Below are 12,775 nucleotides of genomic sequence, written 5' to 3'. Positions count from 1 at the left end.
TCAATCCCACCAGAAGTACCAGACGGTGGACTGCCGCAGGACATCCGCCAGATTGCCCACAGTGGGGTCATCCTGCTCCTGGTCCACGATGTCCGGGCAGAAGCCGTACTGCTCTGCGGCAACTTCCATAGCCTGTTCCTGGGAAACAGGGGCCGGGAGCAGGAACTCCAGTTCATCGTGGCTCATGGCGGCTGGGATGGCACCATGCTGCTCGAACCAGTATTTCGCCACTGCCATCAGGTCCGGGGTGTCAGGACACTCATTCCAGTTTCCAAAGGGCAGGTAGGCGAAGATCTCCCAGGGGTTCTTCACCGGGATCTTGGCCAGAATGAGAGGATAGGTCATGTGGCTGTCCGAATCCCAATAGCAGGAGAAGCGGTCATTGTCATAGCCGCCCTCCATCTCGCCCAGGACTTCCTCATCCCAGTCCATATCGTCATCCTCGGCCTCCGCTTTACGCTGGCCGACCAGTTCCTCCAGAACTGCCTTGCTGTCCTTGATGGGGGCGGAGAGCATCTTTTTACGGTACTCCTCCACGGTTTTGAGGTCAAATTCATAGCAATCCGCATCATGCTCCGGGTCGGCGTTCATTACCAGACACTCCAACAGCGTTTCGTCATCCGCCTTGATGAGCACCGGCACAAAGCCTTCTTTGACACTTTCCCGTTTGGCATAACCGTAAGCGGCCATAATGGGGTCATCGTCCTTCATGGAGGGGAAATAGGTGCATTCACAGTCCAGATACTCCATCAACGCCTCAGCCAGTTCGGAGGGTTCCAGTGTGTCCTCGTCGAAGTCCTGTCCTTGCCAGTTGGTGAAGCGTTCCTCGATCGCCTTTGCCATGGCCTGGTAGTAGTCCTCATCAAAGGGGATGAACAGGTAGGCTTCATCCCGGAACTCATCGGAGTGATACCGCTCCGGGCCGAAGAAGCGGTGGGCATTGTCGTCAACATCGGCGGGATAGTAGGGGCTGTCGCCCTCTCCGTAGTAATAGCCCGCAAAGGCGCGGCCTTGCTGATTGAATAGCACAGAGAACAGACAGCCGTCCAGCTCATCCCGGATAAACGCCCGCAGATCCACGCTAGCAGGGTCGGCTTTGACCTGTTTGGCCACTTCGCCGTATTCTTTCAGAAAGTCCTCGCCCATCAGGTCGTGCTCCATGCACCAGCGCAAGTAGATAGCCATGTGGTTATAAGCATTGATGGGGTCAATGGGCAGTTCCTTCTCCTCAATGCTCTCAAGGTGATAGGAAGCGTCGTCCATCTCACCGTCAAAATCATTATTGGAAAGGGTACCACGAGTGACAGCATCCTGGCGGGTGGGGTTTACCACAAAACTGATCCCCCTCATCTTGTTCAGCAGAGCGTCTGCATCATGTTCCAGTTTATAGTCCAATTCATCCGCATAAAGCGGGATGACCTGATAGAAGTTGATTTCCTCGCCGCCTGGGAGGGTGCAGACCTCGCAGCCATCCTCCGTACCCTGGGGACCGATCAGGGTAGCAGTACACAGCTTGGTGTTGTCTGCAAATGGTTCCCGGTTCTCCACCGTATGACCATGCCCCAACCAACTGTCACAGTTGATGGGCAGACGGGCCAGGGATTTTAACAGACGGATGGGCCAGTACCACTTTTCGTCTTTCATGGACTCCTGATCCAGTTTCCAGTCCGCAGGCAGTGCGATGGCTAGCTCCGCCCGCTCCAGCTTGTACTCCGCCAGCTCCTCCGGCACATTCATCCGGTGGGCGCCCATGCCCATCGTCACCAGGGTGTAGTAATCCCGCTCCTCTGTGGGCGGCACCACGCAGATGTCCACATGGATGTCGGGGGAAACCAGCTCGTGGAACACATTCTCGAACTTGCCGAAATACTGCTGGATGTGCCCCTCGACGGCCTCCATCTCCTCCTCGGTGTAGACCTCGGGCTGGCTGCCTCCTTCCGAGGACCAGAGGGTGTCTGTCTGCTCCGTGCCATCTGGATTGATAAAAATTTGGAAGTATTCCTCCTGATCCGTCAACTTGTAAAGAAGACCGATGCGGCAGTCCAGCCCAACCAATACTGTGTCCAGGCGGGCAACCCTGCCGTCTGGGTGTTTTCGCTCCAGCCAGTCCCCGCTATCCAGCCAACCTTTTAGTTTCCACAGCCATTCTGGGCTCAGTTTGGACATGCCGCCCTCGTTCATCTGGAATACCAGATCCATATTCCTGTAAGGGAAATGGGTGAAGGGATCATTTGGTTCGTATTCCTCCGGCTTAGGGCCGAATATCTTCCAGAAGTCCTCCAGCCCCTTCTGACTGACCGTGATGCAGGAAATAGAGCGCTGCTTGTCATCAGCGTCCTCATCCAACCCCATCTGGAGTTTCCAATCCAGATCCGGGTTGATCCAGTGATACTCCATCTGTTCCAGGGTGGCACCGGTTTCGATCTCTTCCCGTAAGACGGTAAATTCGTGGTCTCCGGGCTCTATGGCAAGGCCCCGCTCCACCGCCTCCAAAGCCCCGGCTTTATCTCCAAAGTGGGCCCGCAGCTTGCCCACCTGAAGCCACACCCAGGGGTAGTCTGGTTCCTCCCGAGCGCCTTTTTCGGCATATTCCATGGCCTCATTCAGTTTCCCGCAGTACATGAGGGCCACAGAGTAGCGGTAGTACCAAGCAGCGCAGCCTTTGGCGTTCTGTTCCGAGTCCTTCATCCACTCCGCTGCCTTGCAGTAGCAGCGGTAGGAGTCCAGATTGTTGTAAGCGAAGGAGTACCACAGGGCGATTTGAAGATCCTGACGGGCCTGTTTTTCTGTAAATCTTCCTTCCTGAATGCCTTGTTCAATAAAGTTATCCAGCCACTGAATCATTTTCCCGAAATAGCCCGATGCACCGTCATCAAAGGACTCCAAAACTTCGATATCCTCCGCTGAAAGGAGGGAACCTGTCTCGGGCTGGCCGGGCTCCTCATCCTGAGGTCCTTCACCCTCCGGACCGTCCCCGCCGTCATCATCCGGGTCGTCATCCAGTGGTTCCCAGCTGATTTTCAGGGTCATCTGCTCCTCCGGCAGGGAAACGCCGGGACTGCGGGTGATGGTGTGCTTATCATCCGCGGAAAAGCCGATGGTTTCGCCATCCTTCAGCGTGACATCACACGCCAGCACATAGGAGGCAAGGCTGGCCAAAAAGTCCCGCAGATCCCCCGGCTCAGCGTCGGCATTCAGCACCTCCATCTCCTCCTTGCCGAACACATCCATACCGTAGGTGTAGCCGTTCAAGCCGCCCTCGCTCTGGTACAGACCGAACCAGACCCAGTTGAAGATGGGCAGTTCGTCCTCTTTGAGCATATCGGCAAAACCCTCATAGAACCGGGGCTCAAATACCACGCCGCTGGTGTAGATGCCGGTGGCATATTTCTGGCGGCAGCAGGCGGACACCATCTTGGTGAACAGCTTGCCCTTCTCCAGAACTTTCTCCTCCTTGCCCAGAACCGCTACCATGATGTGGCCACGGTGTTCCTTGGCCACTTGGACTGCATCCTCCCACATATAGTTGTTTTCCGCATTTACCTCAGCCTCACCACCGGGGATAGGAGAGGAGGCCAGGCTGACGGCGGCCAGCATATCGCCTACTTCAAACACCAGGGCGTCATCGTCCTTTTCCTCGCTGGCGTCGTATTCATCCACAGTGATGTCCCACTTTTCCTTCATGTCCCGGATGAACTGCTCTTTATCCCATTCTGCCTTGGACAGGAGGACAAAGCCGGTGAAGACGCCTGTGTGGCTGTTTTCCTCCCCGTCAGCGACATCTTCCTCGTCGAGATCGTCTGTATCTTCTTCATCCGGATCATACAGGGATTCATGCTCCAGTCCCCGGATAAATTCCTCAAAGCTATCTGCCAGATGGGTGATTTTATAGTCATTTTCCTGATCTACATGGACCACCGCAGGCTCTCCCTGGGGGCCGCAGGCCCGGTAGTCCAGGAAGATCATATCGTGTCCGGCGCTGGGACAGTCGCAGATGGCCACGCCGATGGCGGGATACTCCCACTCATCGATCATAAACTGGCTGCCCAGCTCTCCGCAGAGGGAGCAGCTCTTTTCCCGCCCGATGCCGAAAATGCCGGTGATGGCCACATGGTCCTCTGCCCAGCAGGTGGGCTCATCGCAGGGATAGCAGGTATTCACCGGAATGCCGCCGTTGTGCTGCTTCATCAGCCAGATATAGGCGGCGGGAAGCTTGTAGCCCAGCTCCTCCTCCACGCTGGCGATCAGCTCGTCAGAGGGGGGCTCGCTGACATATTCTTTCAGCGCATACCAATTATCATCCCAGAAGTTGGTGAGGTCGAAGCCCTCGAACGGGGTGTTGCCAGGTACGAATTTGGCCTTCTTGTTCCGGCTGCGCCGGCGTTTCCGGATCTCCGCCTTACATTCCCGGATCACCGCCGGGGCATTTTCGTCCTCTGGGTCCAGCTCCGCCCAACGCTGGGCGTAGGGGATGGCCTTTTCCTCACACGCGTGGAGATACTGATAGCCATAGGCCATCCGCATATTCCACTCCGCCTTGTCCTGGCCCTCCTCCCGGACGGACTCCAATACTTCGATGGCCCGCAGCAGGGCCTTGTCCCCCTTGTAGTTGGGGGTGCCCTCGTCATGGTCCCCGATGATGGCATAGTTTTCCAGCGCCCGGGCCAGGGCGTAGGCGGTGCGGTAGTTCCGCCAGTCCTCCGGGATGGCATTCAATGCCTGAATACAGCGGGTGTACTCGTCCTCATCGTTCCACTGCTCCAGCTGAGTGAAGAATGCTTCGGCGTTCTGGGGGGTGTAAGGGATATAGTCCATGCCTGTCAGGGTTTCGTCCAATTCGTCCTCCTCTTCCTTGTCCTCCGGCTCCTCGGGCGGCGTTTTCAGACTCACTGTACCTGCCTCACGGCGGAAGGTGTGGAAGCTGGCCCAGGGGATGTCGCTGTCCTCAAAGAACGCTTTCGCCATGTTCAGTGCCTCTGGGATGTCCCAGGCGATGAAGTCCACATAGCCGCAGTAGAGGCCGGTGGCTCCGCCAGTGAGGGTGAGCACCTCCGGGCCGTCCCCGGCGGTGAGCACTTCCTCCAGCTTGTCCCGGAAGTCGAAGATCTTCTCCGTTCCTTCCTCCTCCCGCAGGGTATCCAGAGGATAGCAGAAGAAGCCCGCTACTGCGCCGTCGGCATGGAGATCGTCCATGAAATCATTGTCGGCATTCAGATAGCCGTTGATGAGCGGCACACAGCAGGTGGAACCGGCCATTACATCCAGCCGCCAGTCAGCGTCCGGGTCCTGTTTGGGTTTCATTTCGTAGCCAAGATAGCTCTCCAGATAGGCTTCCGGATCAGTGGAGAGCTCCAGGCCCTGCTCCCGCAGTTTGTCGGGCAGCTGGGACAGGAGGAAGGACGGCTCTGCCTTGGGTTCCTCCAGCACATCAAAGCTGTCTATGTATCTCATGTGGGGGATCTCGCCCAGCACCTGATCGGTGAGGGTAGTGAGCATCCACCAGGCCCGGCCTTCCGCCTCACGGAGCATGGGCAGCAGCTTTTCACAGTAGACGGAGATGGCGAAGCTGTTCTCCCCCTGCTCCTCCAGCCAGAGCTGCACATCCTCTCCGGAAATCTCCCAGCCATCCTCGGTGCGAAGGCCGATGTTCTGGAGGGGCTGACGGCCCACAAGGATATTCCAGTGCTCCAGCACCTCCTTGGGGGCGTGCTTCTGGAAATAGACCAGCTCAAACAGCTTGACCTTGTCACCCTCCGGGGTGAGGATCAGCTCATGCTTTTCGCCGTTGAAGCCCATCTCGAAGGAAATCTCGTCAAAAACCAAATTCAGGGTTTCCTCCATTTGGGCCACGAGTTCTGCGCCGCGGGTGTGGTCTTTGTCCTCGTCCATCATCTGGCGCAATTCTGCTTCCATCTCGGCAAAGGTTTCCCACCAGTCCTCTGTCCGCTCCCGGAAGCACTCCGAGAACTGAGGTAGGGAAATGCCCTTCTTGCACCATTCGATAAACTCTTTGGTGTCCTCATCACCGGGGCGGGCTTCCAATGCCTTTTCAAAATATCGCAGAGCCCGGCCCTCCTGATCCAGATAAAAGTAAGAGTAACCCATGCGGAAGTTCCAGCAGTGGTCGCCCTCGAAATATTCCGCGTGGGGCTTTAGCAGGGCGATGGCCTTCTTGAGCATATCCTTGCCACCTGGCTTATATGGGTCTGCCAAATTGTTATAAGCCCGGGCCAGCTCGCTGTCCTCCTCAGGGGTGCGCTCCTGGGCGGGGATGGCCTCCAGCGCGTCAATGATCTTCTGATATTCGTCGTTTTCATTCCACTTCTGGCACTGCTTCAAAATGTCCATATCAGGCTCCTCCTCGTCCTGTTCCGGTTTCCAGTCTTTGATCTGCTGGAACACACCATGCTCATCCCGCTCAAAGGCGCAGGGAGCGGGGGTGTTCAGCAGAGGGATGATGTCGGGATCGTCGTTGCAGATCGTATTCAGCTTGTAGATCCCGGCGTTGTTTGGGTCGTCCATATATTCGTCGCTCTCATCACCGGCGGTGAAGCGCCAGCCGCTGTCCCAGTCGCCGTCCGGCTCCTCCCGGTAGCAGTAGCCAACCTTGCAGCCCTCCACCGTGATACGGTTGGTGGCGATGCAGCCATCGGCGCCCTCCCAGTCGGGAAGCAGATGTTTCACATCCTCCGCTTTCACATGGTAGCTGCGGTTGCGGCCGGCGGACTCATACAGCTCCTTCCGCAGGGCCTCCACATCCCGAGCCATCTCCTGGATCTCCTCGTCGTCCATCATCTCACTGAGGTCATATTCCAGCGGGTTCTGCGCAAAATCCGCCAGGGCCTTGTTCATGGCGTCGTGCTCCTCCGGCGTGGCGGTGACGCGGATGCGGCGATGGGGGGTGTGGTACGAATCCAGGTCGTGGAGGTCTACGCCGCCGCTGATGCTGCACTCCAGCAGGACGGCGGCCAGATCGGTGACCACATCAATGGCGAAATGAAAGTCCATCTCCACGCCATTGGAGTGGGTGAATTCCAGATACTCCACAGTCTGGCGGAAGTCCCAGTTCTGCTTGTCCAGACCGATCTTCGCAAAAATCTCGCTGAGGGGGATCTCCTCCTTTTTCTGGTCCTCTAAAAATGCCACAAGGTTCAGACTGTCATCGGAACCGCCAATAAAGCTGCCCCAGTATTTTTTGATATACATTTGTCACACCTCCTATTATTCCGGCCACTCATCGCCGTCGCAACGGCTGATGAAGTCATAGTGCAGGCTCTCAAAATAGTCGTTGGGATAGGATTCACCGTCCTGATGAAGCTCCAGCCCCTCCAGATCCATCATCTCATTGATATATGCAAGGGTATTGTGGATACCCGCAATATGTTCGTCCTGAAGCATCTCGGTTATTATACCTTTCTGTTCTGGGGTCAGTGTGGCTAAAAAATCGTTTTTCGTCTTATTGTCCTCCGTCTTGGGAAAGCCATCCCCCTTGACCCACCGGGCCGTTATGCTATCCTTCCGCTCCACAAGACCGTCGATAAATGCTTTATATAGTTCAAGTTCCTTACTCATGTTAAATCCTCCATTCCCAAGTAATTTACTTTCGGATTAAGTTCCCGTCATCAATGATTGCAGCCTCCCGGATGCGCCGGAGGGATTCCGGTTCCAGCAAGAACTCCCGCAAGTTCGGGTCCTCAAAGAAAGACATAGGACGCACCTGGGTCGGCCCGGCAACCGCCCACAGCCGCGATGTTGCCAACCGCTCCGCTGTCTGGACCGCCTTCTCCCGTTCGCCCAGATAGAGATAGCGGGCGATTGCGTCCCGATAGGAGGAGTCAGCCAGGGGCACGCCCTGAATCTCCTCAAAGAAATCTACGGCATCCCTGGCGGTTCCGAACATACAGCAGTAGTTATAGAGCTTCCGCCTGGCATCGGGATCGTCCGGCGAGAGCTTTTTATGCTGCTCCGCCAGCTTTGCCCAGAGCTGCTCCTTTGTCTGTGGTTCCTCCGGTTCATGGTAGGGGTAGTTCTTGTCGTTGTCTGCAAAGGGCATAACGCCCCGCTTGAAGTAATCCATCAGGATGTCACAGAACCGAACCCGCTGGGGAAGGCCGTTCTCAGCCCGGATGCGAGCCTGTTCCTTTGTCAGCGCCTCAATCAGCTCCTGCTCACGGTGGAGCTGGATGGCGGCCACTGTCATGGCGATCATGTGTTCATCGCTCACATTGCTGTAATACCACTCCTCCAGCCAGGGAAGGATGGTCAGATCCAAAGCCAGCGCCTTTTCATAGTCCATGTTGAAATAGGCGACCTCGGCCTTGACCGCCGCTATCTGATGGGGGTATTTATCCGCAAAGGATTCCAGAGTGTCCAAGGCCCCTTCTTTGCCATCCATGATCTCATAGCAGACCATGCGGACTTTCTTGGGAAGTTTCACGACATCCATGTTGATACCTCCTTCAGTCTTTTTTCTGTAAGTAGTAGGTTCCACATCGGCCCCACAGCCGGGTGTCCAGTTTTTCCTTTCTGATGTCTGCCACCTGCCGAAAGACCGGCGCACCCCGGATACAGGCTCCCACAAAGTAGAGGGCTCCGCAGCTGCGGCACTGCATATAGTGGCAGGCGGTATAGTGCTGTTCAGCGTCCAGCACCGCGCCGGTATCCTCCAGTGGGCAGTCACCGGCGAACAGTTCCATGTCACCTTGCCGCTCCAGTTCCATGAGTTTCTGGAGAAGCTGGTCATATTGGCGGTGGGAGATGCTGCCGTCCTCCTTCATCTGTGCCGCCAACTGACCACAGGAGGGGCAAACAAGATTCTCTTTTTCCATTCGTATCACTCCGGTCTATCCATCAAACTCCACCCGGATAATGGGCCGATAAAAGTCATAATCTCCGTTCAGTTCCTTGTCCTCCTGCACTTCCGGCTTACAGTGGGGAGAACAGGGCAGGAAACCGAGAAAGATTCCCAGTCCGCCGCAGATGCTGCGCCCGCCATCACCGCCGCAGGTGGTAAGTCTATCAGCCTGCACCACTTCCCGCATATAGGGATCGTAGGCGATGGACAGGCCGAAGAAGTTGGGTTCCTCCATATCGAAGGGTTTGTCCTCATCCTCTGGGCTTTCAAAGTGGTGCAGGTGCATGGAGTAGTCCATTCCATCCCCCCAGGGGAACAGGGTGCGGCACCCGCCGCCACACAGGTAGGCCCACTCGTCCGCTATGGGCAGCGAAAGCCCCTGTTTTTCCAGCCCGGCAAGAAGCGCATTGTAGTTTGTATGGTTATAGATCCAGGTCTGAAATCCATCTTCCGTCCGTTCTATGCGGGCCGACTGATGCAAGGTAAGACTGCTGCTGTCACTCCAGGCAAACTCACGGAACTTCTTCAGCCAGTCAGGATGGGCGGTCAGTCTGGAATCGTCCATCTTGACCGGCTCCCAGCAGAGTTCCTCCAGCTCCCGGCCCACCAGCATGGGACCAATGGCCGCCTGCCGAACGGGAGCCATGCTTTCCCGGATCATCTCCTCCGGGTTCTGCGGTTCCATCTCCCACTCCTGGAACAGGTACTCCAACTCCTCCCGGCTCTCCTGATTCAGTCCCACGGCAAACTGCTCCCAGCCCAGCGTGACGGTATCGCCGGGGACAAAGACGAACTCCCGGCCATCTTTCTCGAAGATGCCGGTGGTGCAGCTCTGGCCCCAGCGGTCAAAGGTACGCAGGCCGAGAAAGGTCATATCATAACGAGCAGCCAAGCTTTCCATCAGCGCCTGCTTTTCGGTGGTACCCATTTGATTGAATTGGGGACGGGACAGTTTTTCGTTCATGGCAAGTCCTCCTTCGATTCGTTTTGCGTGTTCCAGCAGATAGCTCCGACCATCCTGCTTGGCCCGCTCCAAGTATTGTGGAAGCAGGTCGGAATGGATGGCGTCCAGCGAAATCAGAACAGCGATCCGCTGGTATTCCTGAAGTTCAGGAGAGTAACAGTTGCGCTCCCAAAACAGCGGAGCAAATTGTTCCACACAGTCAGGACGCAGAGCGGGCATCGCCAAAAGCGCCCGACGGCTCACATATTCATTGGGGTCCTTTGCGAAGTCCAGGATCATGTCTTTGACTTCCTGGCTGCACGGACATTCCGGCAGATACGCGGCAAACTGCCACTTGGCTTCATTCTCATTAGAGGCTGCGGCCCTGCGGCAGAGGCACTCAAACCATTGGGGATGGGAAGTGCTCTCCTGTATAAACCCCTCCGCTTCGTTGTCCCTGGCGATCAGATAGACCATCTCATCCAGTAGGACGCTGTCTGCCGTTTCTGCATCCGTTTGGGTCAACACATGGCAAAAGGCGCTGTAAGTGTCATTCCAGTATGGATAATCGACTTCCCACTCACCGCCGAGTTCCTCGCTGGTTTTGCCGGGATAAGTGGCTTCCTGCCATTGATGGAACTTTATTGCCTGCTCCAGCAGGCACTCCCTGATGTCCTTTGCCATATGCTTACCTCACGATTCTCTGCACAGTTTTCCCAGTTCCAATGCCTGTTCCACAAGGCTCAGGAGCAGGCTGGGAAAGCTCTCTGCGATCTCCTCCAAATCGGCATAGTCACAGTTATAGCCCCGGACCCTGCCGCTCTCCAAGTCAAGAAATACGATACTCCCGTCACCCAATCCTCCGATTGGAAAGGCGGGGCCGTGGTCATATTCGCTCATGTAATCCTCATAAGCCTCTTGAAAAATCGGGTAGGCTTCCTCCAACTCTTCCAGTGTGAAGATCCACGGCTCCGCCAAATAGCAGCCGCCGAAGTTCAAAAGCAGCCAGCGGTACTCTGCTGGGATGGGAGTATACCTGCTTTCAAATCGTTTCACAGCATCCTCCGGTTCTGGGCAGGTACCCTTTGTGAAGGCACTTGCTTCATAAGCGGCCTTGATTTTGTCACGGTATCTCTCCAATTTGCTTACCAGCATCATGTTCACCTCATGATTTCTCCCGTTCGGCAGTCCGCGATTTCTTTTCTACAAAGCGAACTGCCTCTGTCAACAGCGCAGGAAGCTGATTTCCGTCTGTCGTTTCATACCGCTTGACTGGATGCGTCCAATCAAAATTATGAATGATGGAAATGATGTATCTGTCCTGATACCAGCCCATATCCAACAAAAATCCGTTTGGATATTCCACTTGCAGCATATCTTCTTTTTGTGTGTCATCCAAAAAGGTGACTGTTCCAGTGCCAAAATTCACCTTGCGCCACGCTTGAACCATCGTTTGTCCTCCTACATCCGATCCAGATTCTCTTGCAAATCGCCCTGCATCAAGTGCTGGGCAATGGCTTGGTTCAGCTCTTTACGGGGGTGATAAGATGCTTGTTCGGCATCATGGACACATTCTTTCATCAACGCTTCTGGAGAAATGCCTTCCCGTTTGCCATAAAGATGGCCGAAGGCATAGCACACGGACTTGAGAAAGTCGAAAATATAGTCATGATTTCCACGCATACTGGGCAGGTCGTTGAAGGAACCCATGCCGCCGTATGCCTGAAGATGGTGGGCGACCTCCCGCCGCTGGGTCCAGTCCTCAATATCCCGCTCCAGCCAGTCGATCCAGTTTTTGAATTCCGGGTGGTCCGTCTGTAAAATCGACCGCAGACAGATTAGAGCCTCGGTATAAATATCGGTCTGTTTCATCCAATTTCTCCCGTCCCCTTTAATTCTTCATTGTAGGTGTGATTCTGCCAGATAGCCTCAAATTCCGCTTTCTCTATGACGCAGGCGTGGAACTCCTCGCCCCAGACATGGGTGTTCAATTCCTCCACGGTGGGAATCGGCGTGATCTCGATAGCACCGTCGTAAAGGTCAGGGATGTTGCGGGTGCTGCCATCCGCAAAGATGTCAATGGAACGGAGGACCAGCCGCTCATTTTCTGTATCCACTTCATAGAGGATGACCGGCGGTTCTTCCCCCGGTGCGCCCTCCCAAAAGAGCTTGATGTATTCAATCATCTTGATGCCCTCATCCTATCATTTGAAATAGTAATACCAATTCCCGCCAAATTCCCGGTCACATTCCTCCTGAGAGGCAAAGGTGCAGTCCTTGATTCCCTCAATGGGGTAATGGCGCTTTGTCAGCTGCTCTCTGTGATAGGAATTGACCTGTTCCGTCAGTCCGCTCTGCTGTGCCGCTTCTAATTGTACGTCGGTGGCAAAGATGTAGGACACGAAGTAGTTTTCCGGCTGTATGTATGCGCCGAACTCGACACTTTGCTCTATATCAGCAAAGTGTTTTTTCACATCCTCCATACAGGCTTCTATTACTTTTTGCCATGCGAGCTCCTGTTCCTTATTTCTCATGTTCCACCTCTCCTTTGCCCAGATAAGCCCCCATCGTTTTTTCATCGTCACAGGCCGCTCGGATCATCTTGGACAGCAGCATCAAATCGTCGATGTATTGGGAATACACGCAGAACACATCCTTGTCGGAGTCGAAGTGAAACAGGTCCTTGCCGCTGTTGTTTTCCTCAAACTCCCGGATTACGCCCCGGACAAGCCGCTCCCAGTCCCCGCTGCTGCCGGTCAGTCCCAGCCGGCAGAATTCCTCTGCCCGGAATCCGTCGCTGATCTTCAGCAGAAGGGAGATTGCATAGGGGTGGTGGGGAATGAGAAAGAATGGCGCGATCTGCTCTGGTTTCACCCAAATTTTGAATGGCGGGCGCGGATCAGGTATCCAGGGCAGGATTTCCCATTCATTATCCTGCCTGTTTCCGTATTGGCAAAGGTCTTTCATGGTGTTCTCCT

General features: G+C 55.4%; 11 protein-coding genes. All 11 read right to left on the bottom strand.

The genetic code is table 11. From position 1 onward, the window contains the following. On the bottom strand, positions 1–7,206 hold the full coding sequence (locus tag MCG44_RS09855) for a DUF2185 domain-containing protein (protein WP_240287987.1): 7,206 nt from the start codon (positions 7,204–7,206) through the stop codon (positions 1–3). 15 nt (positions 7,207–7,221) lie between these two features. Beyond that, positions 7,222–7,572 (bottom strand): DUF6547 family protein, encoded by a 351-nt coding sequence (locus tag MCG44_RS09850; protein ID WP_186853066.1) that lies wholly within the window; start codon positions 7,570–7,572, stop codon positions 7,222–7,224. A 25-nt stretch (positions 7,573–7,597) separates the two neighbouring features. Next, positions 7,598–8,446 carry a hypothetical protein gene (locus MCG44_RS09845; protein ID WP_240287986.1) on the bottom strand — a complete coding sequence of 283 codons (849 nt, stop codon included), beginning with the start codon at positions 8,444–8,446 and terminating at the stop codon, positions 7,598–7,600. Positions 8,447–8,459: 13 nt separating this feature from the next. Continuing rightward, positions 8,460–8,828 (bottom strand): hypothetical protein, encoded by a 369-nt coding sequence (locus MCG44_RS09840; protein WP_240287984.1) that lies wholly within the window; start codon positions 8,826–8,828, stop codon positions 8,460–8,462. A 15-nt stretch (positions 8,829–8,843) separates the two neighbouring features. Next, entirely contained in the window at positions 8,844–9,818 is a 975-nt protein-coding gene (locus MCG44_RS15155; RefSeq protein WP_412531156.1) for a hypothetical protein, read from the bottom strand. 672 nt (positions 9,819–10,490) lie between these two features. Continuing rightward, positions 10,491–10,853, bottom strand: coding sequence for an SMI1/KNR4 family protein (locus MCG44_RS09830; protein ID WP_412531143.1), 363 nt, complete (start codon positions 10,851–10,853; stop codon positions 10,491–10,493). Between the two features lie 109 nt (positions 10,854–10,962). Beyond that, positions 10,963–11,247 carry a hypothetical protein gene (locus MCG44_RS09825; RefSeq protein ID WP_240287978.1) on the bottom strand — a complete coding sequence of 95 codons (285 nt, stop codon included), beginning with the start codon at positions 11,245–11,247 and terminating at the stop codon, positions 10,963–10,965. A gap of 11 nt (positions 11,248–11,258) precedes the next feature. Then, positions 11,259–11,669, bottom strand: coding sequence for a DUF6966 domain-containing protein (locus MCG44_RS09820; protein ID WP_186853062.1), 411 nt, complete (start codon positions 11,667–11,669; stop codon positions 11,259–11,261). Continuing rightward, positions 11,666–11,983, bottom strand: a complete 318-nt coding sequence (locus MCG44_RS09815; RefSeq protein WP_147571316.1) for a DUF6881 domain-containing protein — start codon at positions 11,981–11,983, stop codon at positions 11,666–11,668. The genes MCG44_RS09820 and MCG44_RS09815 overlap by 4 nt, the downstream gene beginning before the upstream one ends. Before the next feature lie 18 nt (positions 11,984–12,001). Further along, positions 12,002–12,331 (bottom strand): hypothetical protein, encoded by a 330-nt coding sequence (locus tag MCG44_RS09810; protein WP_240287975.1) that lies wholly within the window; start codon positions 12,329–12,331, stop codon positions 12,002–12,004. Beyond that, positions 12,321–12,764 carry an Imm51 family immunity protein gene (locus MCG44_RS09805; protein WP_240287973.1) on the bottom strand — a complete coding sequence of 148 codons (444 nt, stop codon included), beginning with the start codon at positions 12,762–12,764 and terminating at the stop codon, positions 12,321–12,323. Before MCG44_RS09805 ends, MCG44_RS09810 begins: the two co-directional genes overlap by 11 nt. Positions 12,765–12,775 lie beyond the last annotated feature (11 nt).

It is taken from the genome of Lawsonibacter sp. OA9 (assembly GCF_022440585.1).
The sequence above is the reverse complement of the archived record's forward strand: the minus strand, read 5'-3'. Positions and strand labels throughout refer to the sequence as shown.

Coding starts and splice junctions, on each gene's coding strand:
- MCG44_RS09840 (WP_240287984.1), bottom strand. CDS start 8,828: ATGGAAAAAGAGAATCTTGTTTGCCCCTCCTGTGGTCAGTTGGCGGCA.
- MCG44_RS09805 (WP_240287973.1), bottom strand. CDS start 12,764: ATGAAAGACCTTTGCCAATACGGAAACAGGCAGGATAATGAATGGGAA.
- MCG44_RS09845 (WP_240287986.1), bottom strand. CDS start 8,446: ATGGATGTCGTGAAACTTCCCAAGAAAGTCCGCATGGTCTGCTATGAG.
- MCG44_RS09825 (WP_240287978.1), bottom strand. CDS start 11,247: ATGGTTCAAGCGTGGCGCAAGGTGAATTTTGGCACTGGAACAGTCACC.
- MCG44_RS09815 (WP_147571316.1), bottom strand. CDS start 11,983: ATGATTGAATACATCAAGCTCTTTTGGGAGGGCGCACCGGGGGAAGAA.
- MCG44_RS09855 (WP_240287987.1), bottom strand. CDS start 7,206: ATGTATATCAAAAAATACTGGGGCAGCTTTATTGGCGGTTCCGATGAC.
- MCG44_RS09850 (WP_186853066.1), bottom strand. CDS start 7,572: ATGAGTAAGGAACTTGAACTATATAAAGCATTTATCGACGGTCTTGTG.
- MCG44_RS09820 (WP_186853062.1), bottom strand. CDS start 11,669: ATGAAACAGACCGATATTTATACCGAGGCTCTAATCTGTCTGCGGTCG.
- MCG44_RS09810 (WP_240287975.1), bottom strand. CDS start 12,331: ATGAGAAATAAGGAACAGGAGCTCGCATGGCAAAAAGTAATAGAAGCC.
- MCG44_RS15155 (WP_412531156.1), bottom strand. CDS start 9,818: ATGAACGAAAAACTGTCCCGTCCCCAATTCAATCAAATGGGTACCACC.